Annotated in this window: 16 protein-coding genes; 10 read left to right on the plus strand and 6 right to left on the minus strand. The window is 54.0% G+C overall.

All coding sequences use genetic code 11. The annotated features are described in order from the left end of the window. The first annotated feature begins 6 nt into the window (after window positions 1-6). Window positions 7-744, plus strand: coding sequence for an SDR family oxidoreductase (locus UF64_RS13410; RefSeq protein WP_044829120.1), 738 nt, complete (start codon window positions 7-9; stop codon window positions 742-744). A gap of 30 nt (window positions 745-774) precedes the next feature. Beyond that, window positions 775-1,620, plus strand: a complete 846-nt coding sequence (locus tag UF64_RS13415; RefSeq protein WP_044829121.1) for a fumarylacetoacetate hydrolase family protein — start codon at window positions 775-777, stop codon at window positions 1,618-1,620. A gap of 67 nt (window positions 1,621-1,687) precedes the next feature. Here the strand turns inward: UF64_RS13415 and UF64_RS13420 are convergent, their stop codons facing one another. Together UF64_RS13420 and UF64_RS13425 are read right to left on the minus strand one after the other, a co-directional pair. Then, window positions 1,688-2,821, minus strand: a complete 1,134-nt coding sequence (locus UF64_RS13420; protein WP_044829122.1) for a CaiB/BaiF CoA-transferase family protein — start codon at window positions 2,819-2,821, stop codon at window positions 1,688-1,690. Next, entirely contained in the window at window positions 2,814-3,956 is a 1,143-nt protein-coding gene (locus UF64_RS13425; protein WP_044829123.1) for an extracellular solute-binding protein, read from the minus strand. Before UF64_RS13425 ends, UF64_RS13420 begins: the two co-directional genes overlap by 8 nt. A gap of 168 nt (window positions 3,957-4,124) precedes the next feature. On the opposite strand from UF64_RS13425, the gene UF64_RS13430 reads away from it, so the two are divergent. Beyond that, complete coding sequence (locus UF64_RS13430; protein WP_044829124.1) at window positions 4,125-4,943, plus strand: IclR family transcriptional regulator; 819 nt, start codon at window positions 4,125-4,127, stop codon at window positions 4,941-4,943. Between the two features lie 287 nt (window positions 4,944-5,230). On the opposite strand, the gene UF64_RS13435 is transcribed toward UF64_RS13430, so the two are convergent. Continuing rightward, the gene (locus UF64_RS13435) at window positions 5,231-6,634 is read right to left on the minus strand and encodes a sensor histidine kinase (protein WP_044829125.1); all 1,404 of its coding nucleotides are present in this window, start codon (window positions 6,632-6,634) and stop codon (window positions 5,231-5,233) included. After that, complete coding sequence (locus UF64_RS13440; RefSeq protein ID WP_044829126.1) at window positions 6,631-7,296, minus strand: response regulator transcription factor; 666 nt, start codon at window positions 7,294-7,296, stop codon at window positions 6,631-6,633. The genes UF64_RS13435 and UF64_RS13440 overlap by 4 nt, the downstream gene beginning before the upstream one ends. 113 nt (window positions 7,297-7,409) lie before the next feature. Here UF64_RS13440 and UF64_RS13445 point away from each other — a divergent pair, with 113 nt between their 5' ends. Continuing rightward, window positions 7,410-8,564, plus strand: a complete 1,155-nt coding sequence (locus UF64_RS13445; RefSeq protein ID WP_235285064.1) for an ABC transporter substrate-binding protein — start codon at window positions 7,410-7,412, stop codon at window positions 8,562-8,564. A 30-nt stretch (window positions 8,565-8,594) separates the two neighbouring features. Here UF64_RS13445 and UF64_RS13450 read toward each other — a convergent pair whose 3' ends face one another. Beyond that, on the minus strand, window positions 8,595-9,440 hold the full coding sequence (locus tag UF64_RS13450; RefSeq protein ID WP_044829127.1) for a citryl-CoA lyase: 846 nt from the start codon (window positions 9,438-9,440) through the stop codon (window positions 8,595-8,597). Then, window positions 9,437-10,654: a CaiB/BaiF CoA-transferase family protein gene (locus UF64_RS13455; RefSeq protein WP_044829128.1), complete on the minus strand. Its 1,218-nt coding sequence runs from the start codon at window positions 10,652-10,654 to the stop codon at window positions 9,437-9,439. The genes UF64_RS13450 and UF64_RS13455 overlap by 4 nt, the downstream gene beginning before the upstream one ends. Window positions 10,655-10,773: 119 nt before the next feature. On the opposite strand from UF64_RS13455, the gene UF64_RS13460 reads away from it, so the two are divergent. The 6 genes from UF64_RS13460 (at window position 10,774) to UF64_RS13485 (ending at window position 17,678) form a co-directional block, all read left to right on the plus strand. After that, window positions 10,774-11,454 (plus strand): IclR family transcriptional regulator, encoded by a 681-nt coding sequence (locus tag UF64_RS13460; RefSeq protein ID WP_044829129.1) that lies wholly within the window; start codon window positions 10,774-10,776, stop codon window positions 11,452-11,454. Window positions 11,455-11,772: 318 nt separating this feature from the next. Beyond that, a complete protein-coding gene (locus UF64_RS13465; protein WP_044829130.1) occupies window positions 11,773-12,771 on the plus strand; it encodes a tripartite tricarboxylate transporter substrate binding protein in 999 nt (332 codons plus the stop codon). Window positions 12,772-12,815: 44 nt separating this feature from the next. Further along, window positions 12,816-13,304 (plus strand): tripartite tricarboxylate transporter TctB family protein, encoded by a 489-nt coding sequence (locus UF64_RS13470; RefSeq protein ID WP_044829131.1) that lies wholly within the window; start codon window positions 12,816-12,818, stop codon window positions 13,302-13,304. Next, a complete protein-coding gene (locus UF64_RS13475; protein WP_044829132.1) occupies window positions 13,297-14,835 on the plus strand; it encodes a tripartite tricarboxylate transporter permease in 1,539 nt (512 codons plus the stop codon). Before UF64_RS13470 ends, UF64_RS13475 begins: the two co-directional genes overlap by 8 nt. Before the next feature lie 33 nt (window positions 14,836-14,868). Continuing rightward, a complete protein-coding gene (locus UF64_RS13480; RefSeq protein WP_044829133.1) occupies window positions 14,869-16,551 on the plus strand; it encodes a methyl-accepting chemotaxis protein in 1,683 nt (560 codons plus the stop codon). Beyond that, window positions 16,551-17,678, plus strand: a complete 1,128-nt coding sequence (locus UF64_RS13485) for an AbrB family transcriptional regulator (RefSeq protein WP_044829134.1) — start codon at window positions 16,551-16,553, stop codon at window positions 17,676-17,678. Before UF64_RS13480 ends, UF64_RS13485 begins: the two co-directional genes overlap by 1 nt. Window positions 17,679-17,695: the final 17 nt, after the last annotated feature.

Below are 17,695 nucleotides of genomic sequence, written 5' to 3' on the forward strand. Positions count from 1 at the left end.
GGAATCATGAAAAGACTTGAAGGAAAACTCTGCTTGGTCACGGCTGCTGGGCAGGGCATTGGTCGGGCATCTGCCGAACGTCTGGCTACGGAAGGTGGAAGTGTGATCGCCACCGACATCAATGACACAGCCCTGGCAGAGCTTGGCGAGATTGACGGGGTCGAGGCCCGCAAACTCGATGTTACGGACAAAAGTGCCATCAGCAGCCTGATCGATGACATCGGGGCCGTCGATGTGCTGTTTAACTGCGCTGGCATCGTTCACAATGGAACCATTCTTGAGGCGACCGAAGAAGAATGGGATTTCGCCTTTGATTTAAACGTCAAATCGCAGTTTCGGATGATCCGTGCCGTGCTTCCCGGGATGCTTGAGAAAGGGGCCGGCTCGATCATTAACATGTCGTCGGTTGCAGGTCCGGTCACCGGCCCGGTCAACCGCTTGATCTATTCCGCCTCAAAGGCAGCCGTCGCTGGTATGACCCGTGCAATCGCAAACGATCACGTCACCCAGGGCATTCGGTGTAACGCAATTGCTCCGGGAACCGTTGACAGCCCTAGCTTGCATGAACGTTTGCGTGCGACCGGGGATTATGAAGGTGCGCTTAAGGCATTTATCGCCCGCCAGCCGATGGGGAGAATTGGCAAACCAGATGAAATCGCCGCTTTGGTTGCGTATCTTGCATCGGATGAAAGTGGCTTTACCACTGGCACAGTGCAGGTCGTCGATGGTGGCTGGACCGCCTGATCAGATTTTGAATGAAGGATAGGACTTAATATGAAATTCGCACGTTATGGAGAACGCGGAGCAGAGAAGCCCGCACTGGTCGATGCCAATGGCAACCTCCGCGACCTTTCAGCACATATTGATGATATCGCAGGCGATATTCTGACACGTCTGGACGACCTTAAATCAATTGATCCGGAAAGCCTTCCGCTTGTCGAAGGTGAACCGCGGCTTGGGGCCTGCGTCGGGCAAACCGGCAAGTTCATTTGTATCGGACTGAACTATGCCGATCACGCGGCAGAGTCTGGCATGGAAGTGCCCCCAGAACCGGTTATCTTTGCCAAATATACCTCGGCAATTTGCGGTCCGAATGACCCGATCATCATTCCGCGTGGCTCGGAAAAAACCGACTGGGAGGTCGAACTTGGTTTCGTTATCGGCAAAAAAGCCAAATATATATCCGAAGCCGAAGCGCTTGATCACGTTGCCGGTTTCTGCCTGATCAACGACGTTTCTGAACGTGCCTATCAGATTGAACGTGCAGGTCAGTGGTCCAAAGGCAAATCATCAGACAATTTCGGTCCAACTGGGCCGTGGCTTGTCACGCCAGATGAAGTTGGCGATTTTGACAATCTTGGCATGTGGCTGGATGTGAATGGTGAACGCGTTCAGGACGGCTCGACCGCGACCATGGTTTATCGAGTGCCGCACCTGATTTCCTATCTGTCGCAGTTCTTCACCCTGCATCCGGGCGATATCATTTCGACTGGCACGCCCCCGGGCGTTGGTCTTGGCTTCAATCCGCCGCGCTACCTTAAAGCTGGTGACGTCGTGGAACTGGGCATCGATGGGTTGGGCACCCAGCGTCAGGTTTGTGTCAACGACGACAGATCTTAATTGTATGACAAATAAAAAGCGCGGTATGTCAGAATGCCGCGTTTTTTTTATTCAGGCTGTTTGGATGTTACCAGCCGGTTTCAAGCATCTCGTTCGCATCGCCAAGTTCCGGCGCCGCACGTGACGACGACGGGCGCACACCATCAATACGCATCGGCAACTTGGTTGTTTTCATCGTAACATCTCCGCGTTCGATATTCTGAACCATGTCAAGTGTTTGGAGGACGCCGCTTGAAACCACACCATCCCAATCCATTACCGGGGCAGCCCATATATCGTTAGCAACGAAATCTTCCATCCAGCTTGCGCTGGTTCTGGTTTTAAGCTGTGTGGCAAGGCCCGCCTTGATTTCATCACGCTGCTTAAAGGCGTCCAATCGGGCAATTTCGGGTGAAAGTCCCGTAATGGTTGCCAACAGTTCAAGTTTCCCCATCGCGATGGCAACATGACCGTCCGCGGTCTCATAAACACCATACGGTGCCGCTAAATAGGCGTGTGCCGGATTGTTTTTCGAACGTTCTGGAGTACGGTTACCGTCGTTAAACCAGGTGGTCAGCAATTCAAACTGCAGGTCAGCCAACACCTCAATTAACGAGGTTTCAACGTAACCGCCGACATTTTGCATTGCCTTGCGATACAAAAGGGCCAGAACCCCATGCGCCAAGGCCGAACCGGCCAGCACATCGGCAATCGGAAGCCCCATAGCAACCGGTCCATGGTCACGACTACCCGAAAGCCACATGACACCTGATCGTGCCTGTGCCAGCAAATCCTGACCAGGCAAGTCCACCCACGGGCCGTCCGATCCGTATCCGGTCACAGTCCCGTATACGACCGAAGGATTGATCTTTTTAACAGCCTCATAACCGAAACCAAGACGTTCCATTACGCCTGGACGGAAGTTCTGCAAAATAACATCTGCATCATTCACAAGCTGGGTCAGACGGGCTTTATCTGAATCGGATTTAAGGTCGACAGCAACCGAACGCTTGTTGCGGTTAATCGCATGAAAGATTGTGCTTTCACCGCCAATTTTGGTATCAGTCAGATAAAGATATCGCGACAGGTCGCCAAGACCGGATCTCTCCACCTTGACGACATCCGCCCCAAGGTCTGCCAGTTTGAGGGCACAGTAGGGGCCCGCAAGAAACTGAGAGAAATCAAGAACCTTAAGTCCATTAAGTGGCAACATGTCATTCATTGTCGAAGCTTTCGTCAAAACGTCTCTGTAGAGCCGCAAGGGCTTTTTGCGGGGTGGTTTTTTCGGTTAGGGCGTCAAGAAGGATGTCCGATGCGTCTTCCTGAAACGCCATATATCCGTTATGACGCGGGCGCAACCATGCGGCTTCGTGGGTCATGCGGGTATTGCAATAGCAGGACCCGACCGGCGCGTTGACTTCGGCAGCCCCCCAGGCAACAGCATTTCCTGGCTGACCGTTATGAGTTGAATAAAGACCGCGTTGAATATCGGCCGACGCCACCCAAAGTGCATATTCCACGCAAAGATCGGGTTCTGCCGTCTTCGATGAAACCGCAATACCAGTTCCGCCAAGTGCTGAGCCAAGCGGCCCAGAATTGCCAAGCGACGGCATATCGTGAAAGGCAATGCGATTGGCGCGATAACGGTCTCGCGCATAAGGCGCATACAGATAAACGTAGGGGCACAATGCAAGCTTTCTGCTGTCGCTTAGTGCATCAAGGGCAGCAATGGGGTCCATGTAAAAACAGGCGGGGTCCACAAGGTTGGTTAAGGTTGTCATGGCGGCGATCACATCACGCGCAGACGATTGATCTATCGCGGTTCCCTTTGTGACCGGGAATGGGACACCGACATTTGCCAACAATGTAAAAAACGACATCAGCACATGCGGTGCACGAAGCGGCCAGACTACTCGTCCATCTCTGGCTTTGGTGATCACGTCCGAAAAACTGCGAACCGGTGCACTCAATAGATCCGGACGAATTGCTTGCACCTGACACGCCGCGTCGACCGGCAGGGCCCACTGATGCCCCTTGAAAAAATAACTCTGATAGCTTTTGCCAACGGTCTCGGCCGAAAGCCGGGTGAGGGTGTCTGCATCTGCCAGGCGGTCAACCGGCAACAAACAGTCCTTTTCCACAACCGTGCCAACATGAGGATGATCGATAATAATCAAATCATAGGTGCTTGCCAGTTCCTCGACCGGGGTGCTCTCGAACCCCTGCAACGACCGCTTATCCCAGACGATATCTACATCAGGATGACGTTCACGAAAGGCTGCAATGGTGGCCACCAACGGGTCATAGCCGCGCGGATCTGACCACGTCATGCCCCTGATTTTCTTTTGTTTGGTCATTGTTTTTTCCTCCCACCATGAGCTTAATGCTGAAAGTTTATAAATGAAAGAATGTTTTATATGTGATATGGTATTTTCTATATCACAGCGTCAGTTGCCACGATATGACTGACCCGCATATACTCAGTCGACCAAAACCAAGCGGTTTTTATCTGCCTGCGAGGACCAATGAACGGCAAAACCGAAGAACAGATTGAACAGGAAAAATACCGAGCGCCAGCCCTGTCAAAAGGGCTCGATATACTCGAACTGCTTGCCTCTGAAGCGGATGGCCTGTCGCAGATTGCCATTGCGAAACAGCTGGATCGAAACACATCGGAAATCTTCCGGATGCTGATGGTTCTGTGTCAACGTGGCTATATCGAACAGCGCGAAGAGGATGACCGCTACCAACTGACGACCAAGATGTTCGAGGTGGCCCATCGTCATCCACCCATCCGCCGACTGACATCAATCGCTGGCGACGCCATGCAGCGGCTTGCAAATGAAGTGAACCAGTCAATGCATCTGGCGATCATTCATTCGGGCCGTGTTCTGGTCATCGCGCAGGTCGACTGTCAGGACAATAATATCACTGCAGTCCGCTTGGGCGCACAGATCAATATTTTCGATACGGCATCAGGGCGTGTTCTCGCAGCTTGGATGGAGCAGGAGGCCCTTGATAACCTGATGAATGAAGTCGGCCGCGAACCGGCAGACAAGTATCAGGCTTTCCTGGATGATCTTCCGAACGTCAAGGCTGCGGGCTATTGTGAATCACGATCCCTGACCATTGCAGGTGTCCTTAACCTTTCTGCGCCGATTTTCGATGTTTCGGGCAAGGTCGTCGCAGCATTAACAGTACCTTTCATCCAACGCCTTTCTGGCACATCAGTCGCAACCGTTGATAAATGCCGAGAACGCCTGATCGACGTTACCACGGTCATTTCACGTCGTCTCGGGGCCGGAGCACATTGGTCTTCACAAGAAAATACCGAGCAGGCGTAAGAACATTTAAACGCGTTCGCATGACAAAAGATTGATCTTTGACGACCTGATCGTGTTAAACTGTCATAACGATTTGTAAATACGACAGAAAGTTTATCGCAACCAATAAAAACGCCATTTGGACGCGCTCAACGCAACACACCTGAAATTAGACTGATGTTCTATAATATATATTATGACAAATAACTGTTAACCAGGATACGTGGCATTCTTCCAACTAATCAATATCTTACGATCTGTTGCTCTCACGCGCACCCGTCTCATAGCGGTTAAACACCAACACTTTACTATTCGTCTGCCAAATCAAAACTGATGCTGAAGACGCACCCGCTGTGGTCTTTTGGCTGGGTCAACCTCACCTTGGTGTCGTGACGTGCGGCGATCTCTTTGACGATGGAAAGCCCCAAACCGCATCCCTCGTCATATCCTGCGTCATTCATCCTGTAGAACCGCTTGAAGACGTCCTTGCGATGTTCGACGGGAATTCCAGGTCCGTTGTCTTCAACGGTCAATGTCACCTTTTTTTCGGCTTCGTCCTGTTCAAGCCTGACGGTCACAGCGCTACCCTCCGGACAATATGTCAGCGCATTATGTACAAGGTTCTTCAGAAGCTCCTCAATCAGGGTCGCATCGCCCATGATCAATGTCGGCTCTGTGATGCCTTCATAGCCAAGATCAATGCCGCGTTCGAGTGCGACCGGAACTTTGGAGCCTGTTACCGCACGGGTAATTTCATAAAGATCAATCTTGTCAAACGGCCGGCCAGCAAGGCCTTCGGGGGCTGCGCGTGCGGAGGCGAGCAGCTGATTGGCCAAATGCGACGTCTGGCGTGTCGACGCAGCGATAGTTTCCATGATCTGACGGACTTTTTCCGGATCTTCCTCGCGCTGGCCCAGTTCCGCCTGGGTTCTAAGCGCTGCCAGCGGCGTTCTAAGCTGATGTGCTGCGTCGGCTGTGAATCGTTGCATGGTTTTGAGGCTGTTTTCCAGTCGCCCGAAAAGCTGGTTGATCGCACCGACCAGATGACGCACCTCGATCGGCACATCGTGCAAAATCGGCCGCAAATCGCTGGGGGAGCGCCGGTTAAGCGCCTCTTCAAGCCGTGCCAACGGTTTCAGGCCCTGCCCGATCCCGAACCAGACGATCATCGCAGCAATCACAATCAGCAAAATCTGGCGGGCCGCAGCACTGGCCAGAATATCCTCGCTCAGGCGCGTGCGCGTCCCCATCGTTTCGGCTACAAGCACCTGAAAACGCGTAGCTTTTCTAACACTGGCCACATAACGCGAAAGCGCCCCAATCCGCACAGTCTCGCCGTTATAGACTGCATCATAGAAAACCGGTTCTTCACGGAGCGGCAGGAAACGTTCCGGCACTGGCGGCAAGTCTTCATATCCGGTAATGAACTCGCCCTGCGCGGTGCTGACCTGATAGAAAACGCGATCCTCGGCGGCACTGGTCAGCATCTCAAGCGCGACATACGGCACATCGACTTCGATCTTGCCGCCTATCAGCACCACCCGATCGGCAATAGCTAATGCAGAACTTAAAAGTGCACGATCAAATGCCTGATTTGTCGAATTAACGGCGTTACTTCTGACTTCAAGCAGCATCAGGGAGCTGACCACCAAAAGCGGGATCAGGAGCGAGATCACAAGCCTGCGCCGGAGCGACCGGTTACGCCATTTCATGTCTTTTTCAACAGATAACCCAAACCACGCACGGTCTGGATTTTAACATCCGCTGCCTCAACACGTTTGCGCAACCGGCTGATATAAAGCTCAACCGCGTTGGCACTGATATCGTCTTCAAACCCGGCAAGCTGATCAACGATCTGTTCCTTGCTGAGAACATGACCAATCCGCATCAGCAAGATCTCAAGGATGTTGAGTTCCCGCTTGGGGATATCGACATCAACACCGTCAATCGTTACCCGGCGCGCCACCGTATCGAAACTCAGCGTACCGCATTTAAGCTGGGTATTGTGCGTGCCGGCATTACGCCGCATCAGCGCCCTCACCCGTGCTTCAAGCTCAACCAGCTCAAACGGCTTGGCGAGGTAATCATCCGCGCCAAGATCCAGTCCCTTGACCCGATCTTCAATATCGCCGCGCGCGGTCAGGATAAGCACAGCACTTTCTGCCCCGCGATGGCGCAAACGTTTAAGGATCTCAAGCCCGTCAAGCTTTGGAAGGTTCAGATCAAGAACCACAAGGTCATATTCCTGAGTACGCAAAACATCATCGGCTTCCTCGCCATCGGCAATCAAATCCACAGCATAGCCGGACTGGCGCAAGGAGCGCGCAATTCCATCGGCCAATGCAGCATGATCTTCGACGACAAGGACTCTCATTGTTTGCGTGACTTTTCCCTGATAAACCTCGTTAGAGGTGTTTTACATTCCGGCATTTTCCCGGCAAAGGCATTTGAGAACAAGCGATATCATCGTTCTCGCACCATATGCCAATGACCATCCGCGACACAGAGTATTGCAGCATGATTTCGGGCCGTATCTGTATTGGTTTAAGTTTCATCGCGCTCGCGATGCAAGTTTCTTCTGCCATGGCCGAAGTTTTCACCTATCCGGCCCTTCGCACGACCCAAGCATCTGATCCCGAACAATCCCTGCTGACCAATACCCAACCCACGGCCATTGTTTATGGCTCTGCCGATATTGGTGCATTTGTGCCGGTGATCGAAGCGTTTCAGCAGGAAAACCCGTTTATCGGTGTTGAGTACCATCAGCTGCAAACGCTTGAAATGTATGACATTACCCAAAGCCAGCGTGCCAATGGCGAAGCCAATGCAGACCTGATCATCAGCTCCTCGATGGATCTGCAGATGAAGCTCGCCAATGATGGCTATGCCACAGCCTATCAAAGCAGCGAGACTGACGCCCTGCCTCATTGGGCCCGCTGGCGTAACGAGGCTTTCGCCGTCACCCAGGAGCCGGCTGTCATTGCCTATAACCGCGAGTTTTTCCGCGAAAACGAACTGGAACCGCCCAGAACCCGCGAAGATTTCATCAGCCTGCTTGTTAACCATGACGAGCTGTTCAGCGAAAAAGTCACGACATATGACATCGAACGCAGCGGTGTCGGTTTCCTGTTTCTGGCCCGTGATGAACGCTTCTTTCCCGGTATCTGGGATTTTGTCCGCACCCTCGGGCAAGCGAAGGTAAAGCTTTATTCCAACACGTCCCCGATGCTTGAAAAGATCGCATCGGGCCAAGTGGTGCTTGGCTACAATCTGCTGGGATCGTATGCGGAAACCTTCAATCAGCGAAATCAGAACCTTGGCGTCATCCTGCCGGATGATTTCATTGTCGTATATTCACGCATCGCCATCATTCCGCGTGGTGCTCGCAACCCGAACCTTGGCGGACGTTTTCTTGATTTCATGCTGTCGATCAAGGGGCAAAGCGTTCTGCAAAATGAAGGCAACTTCAACCCGGTCCGATCAGATGTTCCGCCAAGCACGTTCTCTTCGCTGATCTTTGATCGCTATGGCGAACGCGTGCGTTCCTTCCCGGTTGGCCCGGGCTTGCTGGTTTACCTTGACCAGGCGAAGCGCCAGCGTTTCCTGCGTCGTTGGCAGGATGCGCTGCTAAACCGCAGATAACGCACCCTGCCCACCTGATTGGTAATCCAGTCAGGACTTTGCGCTATTGGGCACCGGACGGCGATCCGGACCGGTATAGTTCCAGATCATTCGGCGCGGGATCGGGCCCTTATTCCGCCCGCCTTGCTGGGTTTGCTCCCAAGCATGGGCAAGAATGCCGACCGAACGCGACAGACAGAAAAGCCCACGCGCCAATTCGGCGGCAAACCCCAATTCGGCATAGATAACAGCAGTCGCACCATCAATATTCATCGGGATGCGCTTGCCCTTGCGGGCTAGAAGTTCGGCTTCCACCCCGCTTGCAATCTCGCCAAAGCGGCCTGAAACATGACCTTCTTTTGCGGCTTCGCTTACAAGTGCGAGCAACCTAGGCGCACGCGGATCGATGGGATGGAAACGGTGACCAAAGCCCGGCACATGCTTGCCATGTTCGGCAATCTGATGATCAAGGCCATCTGAAACCGCCGCGGCCAAATCCTGACCGGCATCCATACGTGCCGCGATGTCATGATAAAGGGCAACGGCCTGTTCGCCGGCCCCGCCATGGACATCGCCAAGCACATTGACCGCACTGGCCATCGCATTGTTCAGGCCCACACCACAGGTCGCTGCCATCCGGGCAATTGCAATACTGGGCGCTTGTGGTCCGTGGTCAACGGCGGAAACAAGGGCAGCCTCAAGCAATTTGGCTTGCGGTGCGGACGGCAATTCACCGCGTGTCATCAGCCAAATCATGGTCGGGAAACTGATATTGCCGATCAGTTCTTCGATCGCGTACCCGCCGTAATGAATTTTGCCCGGCTCCATATCGATGATGCCGGTCTGCCACCAGTCGCGTACTTCGTTTTCAACGTCTTCAAGAGTTTTCGAACTCACAGCACGCCCTCCTTGGCAAGGTTATCGATCTCGTCATCGGAAAAGCCCAGCGACGACAGAATGTCATTATTGTCCTGGCCAAGTTCGGGCGGCGGCGCGTTCACCGACGGCGCATTACCATCCATCTTGATCCCTGTCCGAAGAATTCGGATATCGCGATCTGCACCCGGTACGTTGTCAAACGACGCCATCATGCCGCGATCAGCAATCTGTGGAAGTGCAAGCGCCTGCGGCACGGTCAGAACCGCACCAGCCGGAACCCCAACCGCATTCAGCTTTTCAACCCAGTAATCCGTTGGCTGAGTGACCAGCACTTCTTCCAGCAACTCTGTCAGGTTTGATCTGTGTTCGAGCCGTTCCTTGCGCGACACGAACCGCGCATCTTCCAAAAGCGGCTCAAGTCCGAGAACACCACACAGGGCCTCGAACTGTTCCTGTTTGTTTGCTGCGATATTGATCTGACCATCGGCTGTCGCGAATGCGCCGGATGGTGAAGATGTGAAATTGTCATTGCCATTGGCCGTCGGCTCCTTACCGGCAATCAGATAGTTCGACACCACCCAGCCCATCGTGGCAATTACGGATTCCAGCATCGAAATATCGATAAAACTGCCCTTGGTATCCTTGTTGCCCAACGCACGCCCGGCAAGGGCCGAACTAATGGCAAAGGCCGCGGTCATGCCACCGATGGTATCGGCCATCGGATAACCGACGCGATAGGTTCCGGTATCTTCCTCGCCGGTGATGGTCATGATGCCCGAAAGACCCTGAACGATCTGATCATAGGCCGGCAATTTCTTCATCGGACCGCTTTGGCCAAAACCGGAAATCGCACAATAGACAAGTCCCGGATTGACCTTTGAAAGCACGTCATAGCCAAGCTCAAGACGATCCATCACACCCGGCCGGAAGTTCTCGACCAGCACATCGGCCTTGGCCACAAGTTTCTTGAGGATCTCCTTGCCGCGCGGATCCTTGAGGTTCAGCGTGATCGAACGTTTCCCGGCATTTTGCGCCATAAATGAAACACCCATCAGCTTTTCATTCAGGTCCATATCTGCACCCAGCTGGCGGGCAAGATCACCGCGCCCCGGCGCTTCGACCTTGATGACGTCCGCCCCCATATGGGCCAATTGGTGGCAACAAAATGGTCCAGCCAACACATTGGTCAGATCAAGAACCGTGATTCCGGAAAGAGAGTTTGGTCCGCTCATGGAGATTTCCTAAATTCTGCCTAGTAGAATTAGGTTCTATTATATAGAATTTTGGACTTGAGCAAAATGGTGTTGGAGGGTTTTCAAAGCCGACACACCGAACTGAAACGGATTTACCCATGTCAGAACAGAACGTTACGGCAGTCGAACGGGCACTTGGAATTCTTGATGCCTTTACCGATCAGGACCCTGACCTGTCACTCAAGGACCTGTCAGAGCGCACCGGAATGTATAAAAGCACGATCTCCAGACTGGCCGGAACACTGGAGTCCTGCGGCTTCCTGATGCTCTCCGGGCGTGGTCGGTATCGTCTGGGGCCGGCGCTCTGGCGGTTGGGGTCTATTTACCGGCGATCATACCGCATGGATGATATTGTCCGCCCTCATCTGTCCATGCTGGTTTCCGAAAGCGGTGAAACCGCGTCCTTTTATGTTCCCGAAGGCCCCAATCGCCTGTGCCTTTTTCGCGAAAATTCACCCAGCAGCCTGCGTCACCATCTTGAAGAAGGTGCGATCCTTCCTTGCGAGTTCGGGGCTGCAGGCCATGTCATCCGCGCCTGGGGCGACGGTGTCGATGAAAGATCGCTTCAGGTGCTTGAAGACAAATTCGCACTTAGTGAAGGTGAACGCGACCCGGATATCTCGGCAATTGCCGTTCCGGTTCTTGATCGACAGAACCATCTTCTGGGGGCGCTTGCCCTTTCCGGTCCGATCAGTCGTTTTACCCCTGAAAAGCGACTGAAATGCCTGCAATCTCTACAATCACGTGCAGAAGATTGCGGCAAACGCATGTCATCGTGATCACAAGTAATCGCTTATTTTTTCCCTGAACGCATAAATCATGTGAACTTTTTTCACCCATTTTGTGCCAATGACAGGTTGGTGACAGGTTTGCCTGTTACCGTCCCGCCACTGCCGATCCGTGAGTCATAAATTGGCCCCGGAACAAACAAGAATAAAATTCGGCAAGGGAGGACAGTGAAAATTCCGGAGTCAGTTGGTCAATTCGCCTCTGAAAGCGGTTTTCGGATACGCCCTTGCTGAAAGCTTTGTTCCATTGATCGGCCTGCCACCAATCGGGTGGCTGGGAAATTGCTTTAGTGTCTGGAGGAGACCCTGATGAACAAACTGTCGATGTTCTCGCGTCGCGGATTTATCGCAGCAGCCACGGCTGTTGCTGTTTCGACTGCTGCCTTTGGTGCAATGGATGCCAAAGCTGCAGAAATGGACGAAATTCACTTCGTCATTCCGGGCGGCGCAGGCGGCGGCTGGGATGGCACGGCACGTGGTACCGGTGAAGCCCTGACCAAATCCGGTCTGGTTGGCACCGCATCCTACGAAAACATGTCTGGCGGCGGCGGCGGTAAAGCCATTGCCTACATGATCGAAGCTGCTGATCGCCTTGACAACACCCTGATGGTCAACTCCACCCCGATCATCGTGCGTTCGCTGACCGGTGTGTTCCCGCAGTCCTTCCGCGACCTGACCCCGATTGCCGCTGTTGTTGCTGAATATGCTGCCTTCGCAGTACCGGCAGACAGCCCGTATGCATCCTTCACCGACGTTGTCGAAGCGGTCAAAGCTGATCCGTCTTCGGTTAAATTTGGTGGCGGTTCGGTCCGTGGTGGTATGGACCACATCGTTGCAGCCTACGCTGTTCAGCAGGGCGGCGGCGATGCCAAACAGGTAAAGTACATTCCTTATGACGCAGGCGGCAAAGCAATCGCTGGCCTTCTGTCGGGTGAAACCAACGTTCTCTCGACCGGTCTGGGCGAACTGCTTGAACTTGCAAAAGCAGGTCAGGTTCGCATTCTGGCTGTAACCTCGAAAGAACGTGTTGAAGCTGCTCCGGACGTTCCGTCGCTTGGCGAACTTGGCATTGATGCTGAATTCATCAACTGGCGCGGTTACTTTGGTTCGCCGGCCCTGTCGGCTGAAAAAGCTGATGCCTATGCTGCGATCCTCAAGGACGTTCAGGCAACCCCGGAATGGGAAACCGTTCGTACCCGTAATGGCTGGGAAAAAATCTACAAGCCGCGTGCTGAGTTCTCTGCCTTCATGGAAGAGCAGGAAAAGGTCGTTGGCGACCTGATGCGCGACCTTGGCTTCCTGAAATAAGCCTTTAATACACAAGTAAAAAGACCTCCGAAGGAAACCACGCCATGTCCATCAATCGCGACAAATTCGGCGCACTGCTATTTCTTTGCCTTGCGCTGATTTATGGCTTCTATGTCGGTGACATTCCGCTGCTGTTTGGCGACGAGGATGCCCCGTTCAATGCCAGAACCCTCCCTAACGCCCTTGCATGGTTGCTTGGTGTGGTTTCCTTCGTTCAACTGATACTGCCGACCAACAGAGAGGCCGGCAGTCTCGAACACGCATTCCGTGGCCTTAAATGGAAACGCGTGGTCATCCTTGCTGCGCTGATGGTCTTCTATGGCCTGACGATCCGCCAGCTTGGCTTCCCGATTTCGACATCGCTCTTTTTGATGGGCGGTTTCTATACGCTTGGCGAACGCCGTCCGCTGGTTCTGATCCTGACGGCTGTTGGTGTCACGCTTGCTTTCTGGGGATTGCTGTATGCCATGGGCATCTACCTGACCCCGGGCGACTTCTTCTATTATCTCGGTTGGATGTCAAACGATGCTTGAGGGAATTTTCTCCGGTCTTTCGACCGCTGTTATGCCGATCAACCTTCTGATGGTTGCGGTCGGCTGTTTCGCAGGCACCTTTATCGGGATGCTTCCCGGTCTTGGCCCAATCACCGCCATTGCCCTGATGATCCCGATCACCTATGGGTTTGATCCGTCCACCGGCCTTATTCTGATGGCGGGCGTGTATTACGGGGCAATCTTTGGCGGTTCGACCTCTTCAATTCTGATCAATGCGCCGGGTGTTGCCGGTACGGTTGCGACCGCCTTTGACGGTTACCCTATGGCGCAGAAAGGTCAGGCCGGCAAGGCACTTGCTATTGCCGCCTACTCGTCTTTCTCTGGCGGTACGATTGCTGCGATCTTCCTGCTGGTTGCCGCTCCGGCACTGGCCTCAGTATCGCTGTCGTTCCAGTCCGGTGACTATTTCGCCCTGATGGTGCTCGGCCTGACGGCTGTTTCTGCTTTCGCCGGCAAGGGTCAGGTTCTGAAAGCCATCACCATGACCTTGTTCGGCATCATGTTGTCGACCATCGGTACCGATCCTGCGGCCGGCGTTGCCCGCTTTACTTTCGGCAGCATGGATCTTGTTGACGGCATCAGCTTCCTTTTGCTGGCCATGTCGACTTTCGCACTGTCCGAAGCCCTTCTTTCGATCCTGCGTCCGACCAAGGACACCCGTTCCGAAGAAGAAAAGGCACTGAAAAGCCTAGGCTCGATGAAGCTGTCGAAAGAAGAAGTGAAAACCATGGTTCCGGTCATCGGCCGTTCCTCGGTTCTTGGCTTCTTTACTGGCGTTCTGCCGGGCGCTGGTGCCACCATCGCATCCTTCCTGGCCTACGGCATGGAACGCAACATTGCGTCCGCCAAGGAAAAGCTTGGCTTTGGCAAGGGTTCTATCCGTGGCCTGACCGCCCCGGAAACAGCAAACAACGCAGCATGTTCCGGATCCTTCGTACCACTTCTGACCCTTGGTATTCCGGGTTCGGGTACGACGGCCGTCATGATGGGCGCGCTGATTTCCTATGGCGTTCAACCGGGCCCGCGTCTGTTTGTTGAACAGCCTGACGTGTTCTGGTCCGTGATCATTTCGATGTATATCGGTAACATCGTGCTGCTGGTTCTGAACCTGCCGCTGATCCCGTATATCTCACGTCTTCTTGCCCTGCCCCAGCAACTGCTGGTGCCGTTTGTTCTGTTCTTCTCGCTGGTTGGTGTTTATCTGGTCACCTTTAACACCATGGACATCCACATGATGGTGATTGCCGCAGGTATCGCGATCGGCCTACGTCTTCTGAACTATCCGATGGCACCGATGCTTCTTGGCTTCATTCTCGGCAAGATGATGGAAGAAAACCTGCGTCGTGCACTGGCCATCAGCGACGGTTCGATTTCCTTCCTGTGGGAACGTCCGATCACGCTGGTCATTCTGATCATCAGCATCCTGTTCCTGGCCGCCCCGCTTATTGGCAACCTGCGCAGCTGGTTGGCCAACCGCAAGGCGACTGTTCCGAACGATGGTGAAATCTAAAATCTGTCTCTAAACGACGCGAAGGAAACTGGAATGCGCTTTCTTGACAATCTCTCGATTGGGCCCAAAACCCTTTTGGTCCCGGTCTTCCTGATGATCGTCATTATCGCAATGGGGATTGCCACTGTTGCAACGCTCGAAAGCGAGAAAGACACGCTTACCAGCCTTCGTGTCGAAGCCTATGAACGGCGATCCGATGCACTGACGCTCAGCAATGCACTGAACGAAGCGCACGGCTCGCTGTTTCGTATTCTGACCTGGGATTCAAACGGCATTAATGCCGCTGTGGTCCCCGATCTGCGTGAACAGGTTGCCAAGCTTGAAGGCGAACTGGCCCCGCTTGCCGAACGTCTTGCGGCGGCTGGTGGTGATGCCTTCACCCAGAACTACGCCAAATACATGGAACAGGTCAGCCAGTTCCTTGTTGAAAGCGAAATGAACATTTATGGCGCGCTTGAAGTCATTGCCCAGGCCGACGAAACCTTCCAGGCCCTTCAAGTCCCGCTAAACGACATTCTTGCCCAGTCCCACGAAATCGCCACGACCTCATTTGCCGATGCCTATACACAGGCCGAAGCATTGCAGCGTGTCTTTGTCATCGTTGCCCTGATCGTGGTTGTTGTTGCGGTGATCGTTTCGGTCTTTGTCTCGCGCCGCATTTCGCGCCCGATGACCGAACTGGCCGAACTGATTGAACAGATTTCCAATGGTGATCTGGATGTCGATATTCGCGGCAGTCAGCGTGCCGATGAAATCGGCAAGGTTGCCCGTTCGGTCACGGTCCTGCGCGATCAGTCCAAAGAAGCCGAAATGCTGCGCAAGGAACGCGAACGTGTACGCAACCTTGAAGGCCAGCGTCAGCAAAACCTGATTGATGCCACCAACCATTTCCAGCGTGTTGTGCAGGAAGCCCTTTCCGGTTTTGATCAGGAATTCGGCTCGCTTAACGGTTCCGCCAGTGACATGGAACAGATCGCGACCCTTGCAAGCGCGCGTTCCGCCGATGCCAACCAGCATTCCGAGCAGGTTTTGCGCCATATCGAAGCCGTTTCACAAACAACCGCAAGCCTGTCGGATGCCATCGCCGAAATCGGCCAGCAGGCACAGAACTCTGCCGAGGTTGCCGGTCGCGCCCGTTCCGAAAGCGAACAATCGCGTGCCCTGTTTGAGCAGCTGACCGGTGCCACCCAGCGGATTGGCGATATTGTCAGCCTGATCGAAGACATCGCAAACCAGACCAACCTTCTAGCCCTTAATGCCACGATCGAGGCCGCCCGTGCCGGTGACGCCGGCAAGGGCTTCGCCGTGGTTGCCGGTGAGGTCAAAAACCTTGCCTCCCAGACCGCGCGTGCGACCGAAGATATCGCAAGTCAGGTTGAGGAAATCCGGGGCCTTACCGATAATGTTGTCAATGCCTTGCATGGTGTTGCCGATGTGATTGGCGAGGTTGATCAATCCGCTGCAGCCATTGCAGCCGCCGTTGAAGAACAGCAGGCATCGACCGCTGGCATTTCCGATAGCATTCAGGATGCCAATGGCGGCATGCGCACCGTGGCAGAGGCCGTCGGTGCCCTTGATGGTGAAACAGCACGCGTTCACAACGGATCGGCAAACGTGACCCGTGCCACCAGCACCCTTAATGACGAGGCCACCAAACTGCGCAACGCAATTGATGGCTTCCTTGATCAGATTGAAAAGAACAAGGCCCAAGCATAATGACCAGAACACCGGACGATCCTTCAAACACCCGTTGGATCAATCGCATTTCCGGTGTTCTGACACCCCAGTTTTTTAAGAAACTGTCCGTTGCTTTGGGGATTGGCCTCATCGGTGGCCTGATTGCCCATTTCATCAATATGCCCCTTGCATGGATGATGGGCCCGATGCTGGCAACTTTTGTCGCCAGCTTGATGCGGGTTCCGATGGGTGTACCGATGCAGTTTCGTTCCGGCATCCTGGGCATCATCGGTATTTTTCTCGGCGCGTCCTTTACCCCCGATACGCTCGATCAGGCCGCACGTTGGCCAATCAGCATGATCGCTGTGCTTCTTTATGTGCCGATCATCACCTTTGTCATCACCTGGTTCTATTCGCGCATCGCGCGCCTTGATCCGGCGACCGCCCTGTTCTCCGCAACACCGGGTGGCCTGACGCCAATGGTTGTTTTGGGTGCGGCTGCAGGTGGCAATGAGCAGGAAATTGCCCTGACCCAGGGCTTGCGCGTCCTGCTGCTCGTGATGTCGGCCCCGTTGATTGTCCTTATGATCACCGGCGTGGTGGCAAACGGGCACGGAGATGGCGAAGCCATTCAGATGACGTTTGGTGAGGGCATTTTGACCGCGGCATGCGCCATCGTCACCGTTCTGGTGTTTCGCAAGCTACGCGTGCCTGCGTCCTATATGACAGGCGCCATGGCGGCCAGCATGGTTCTGCATGTCACGGGTGTCGTCGAAGGAAACCTGCCGGGCTGGTTGCTGGCGGGAAGTCTTCTGATCCTGGGTTCTGCCATTGGTAGCCGTTTTTCCGGCGTCAAGATGGCGGTTCTTGTCCGTCTTGCCGGTTATTCCGTGCTGGCAACACTTGTTGTTCTGGCTTTTACCGGCGGTGTCGCCTGGTTTGTGTCGCAATGGCTTGACCTTGATTTCATTGCCGTGCTCCTGGCCTTCGCACCGGGTGGCGTGGCCGAAATGTCGCTGATTGCATTGGCCCTGAATGTCGAGCCAAGCTTTGTCGCATTCCATCATATCGTGCGCATTTTCGAGATCGTTTTGCTTGCACCGATCCTCGCCAAGTGGTTTCAGCGCCACATGCAAAAGAAAGCCGCCCGGCAGGAATTAAACTAATCCTGCCGGGGCTTTTG

This window comes from Thalassospira sp. HJ (genome assembly GCF_000948415.1).
Classification (GTDB): domain Bacteria; phylum Pseudomonadota; class Alphaproteobacteria; order Rhodospirillales; family Thalassospiraceae; genus Thalassospira.

What these genes read in the sequence shown, in the direction of transcription:
- UF64_RS13410 (WP_044829120.1), top strand. Translation starts at nt 7, where the DNA reads ATGAAAAGACTTGAAGGAAAACTCTGCTTGGTCACGGCTGCTGGGCAG.
- UF64_RS13415 (WP_044829121.1), top strand. Translation starts at nt 775, where the DNA reads ATGAAATTCGCACGTTATGGAGAACGCGGAGCAGAGAAGCCCGCACTG.
- UF64_RS13420 (WP_044829122.1), bottom strand. Translation starts at nt 2,821, where the DNA reads ATGAATGACATGTTGCCACTTAATGGACTTAAGGTTCTTGATTTCTCT.
- UF64_RS13425 (WP_044829123.1), bottom strand. Translation starts at nt 3,956, where the DNA reads ATGACCAAACAAAAGAAAATCAGGGGCATGACGTGGTCAGATCCGCGC.
- UF64_RS13430 (WP_044829124.1), top strand. Translation starts at nt 4,125, where the DNA reads ATGAACGGCAAAACCGAAGAACAGATTGAACAGGAAAAATACCGAGCG.
- UF64_RS13435 (WP_044829125.1), bottom strand. Translation starts at nt 6,634, where the DNA reads ATGAAATGGCGTAACCGGTCGCTCCGGCGCAGGCTTGTGATCTCGCTC.
- UF64_RS13440 (WP_044829126.1), bottom strand. Translation starts at nt 7,296, where the DNA reads ATGAGAGTCCTTGTCGTCGAAGATCATGCTGCATTGGCCGATGGAATT.
- UF64_RS13445 (WP_235285064.1), top strand. Translation starts at nt 7,410, where the DNA reads ATGACCATCCGCGACACAGAGTATTGCAGCATGATTTCGGGCCGTATC.
- UF64_RS13455 (WP_044829128.1), bottom strand. Translation starts at nt 10,654, where the DNA reads ATGAGCGGACCAAACTCTCTTTCCGGAATCACGGTTCTTGATCTGACC.
- UF64_RS13460 (WP_044829129.1), top strand. Translation starts at nt 10,774, where the DNA reads ATGTCAGAACAGAACGTTACGGCAGTCGAACGGGCACTTGGAATTCTT.
- UF64_RS13465 (WP_044829130.1), top strand. Translation starts at nt 11,773, where the DNA reads ATGAACAAACTGTCGATGTTCTCGCGTCGCGGATTTATCGCAGCAGCC.
- UF64_RS13470 (WP_044829131.1), top strand. Translation starts at nt 12,816, where the DNA reads ATGTCCATCAATCGCGACAAATTCGGCGCACTGCTATTTCTTTGCCTT.
- UF64_RS13475 (WP_044829132.1), top strand. Translation starts at nt 13,297, where the DNA reads ATGCTTGAGGGAATTTTCTCCGGTCTTTCGACCGCTGTTATGCCGATC.
- UF64_RS13480 (WP_044829133.1), top strand. Translation starts at nt 14,869, where the DNA reads ATGCGCTTTCTTGACAATCTCTCGATTGGGCCCAAAACCCTTTTGGTC.
- UF64_RS13485 (WP_044829134.1), top strand. Translation starts at nt 16,551, where the DNA reads ATGACCAGAACACCGGACGATCCTTCAAACACCCGTTGGATCAATCGC.